The sequence below is a fragment of the Peptoniphilus faecalis genome (assembly GCF_012976305.1).
GTDB lineage: Bacteria > Bacillota > Clostridia > Tissierellales > Peptoniphilaceae > Peptoniphilus_A > Peptoniphilus_A faecalis.
This window is the reverse complement of record NZ_JABDSR010000038.1, coordinates 1-506: the sequence shown is the minus strand read 5'-3', so window position 1 is coordinate 506 and position 506 is coordinate 1. Positions and strand designations below refer to the sequence as shown.

Annotated in this window: 1 protein-coding gene; it reads left to right on the top strand. The window is 28.7% G+C overall.

What is annotated here, in order from left to right; genetic code table 11:
• The coding region (locus HKO22_RS10645) for a helix-turn-helix domain-containing protein (protein ID WP_211660247.1) at positions 1-332 on the top strand (332 nt) is incomplete at its 5' end.
• Positions 333-506 lie beyond the last annotated feature (174 nt).

Here is a 506-nt window from a genome sequence, read left to right as displayed (position 1 = left end):
ATTACGAGCTTGGAAATAGATCTCCAAGTAGAGAACAATTACAAAAAATATCTGAAGCTCTTGATTGTGATATATCAGCATTAATTAATCATGAACCTAATTCTATTTTTGAAATAATGCATATAATTTTTGATTATGAAAAAGACATGAAGTTTAGACCGTTGGCAGGTGATGGAGAGATCACTGGACTTTTATCAAATGATGTAGACTTCAATAATTTTCTTATAGAATGGAATGAGATGAGAAAAAAGCATTACAACGATGAGATAACAGACGAAGAATTTGAAGATTGGAAATTATCTTACCCTAAAAAATCAAGATTTTTAAAATAAATATATATAACAAAAAGACCGCAGCTTGAAACTACGGTCTAATTTTTTTAGGTTCTATAATAAATAGTGTTGGTGAGAAATCATCAGCACTATTTTTGTATGGAAATGTATAAAAAATAGACATAGAAATCACATTCCTATAAAATATAGTTGCAACCAAATACCAAGGAGTGA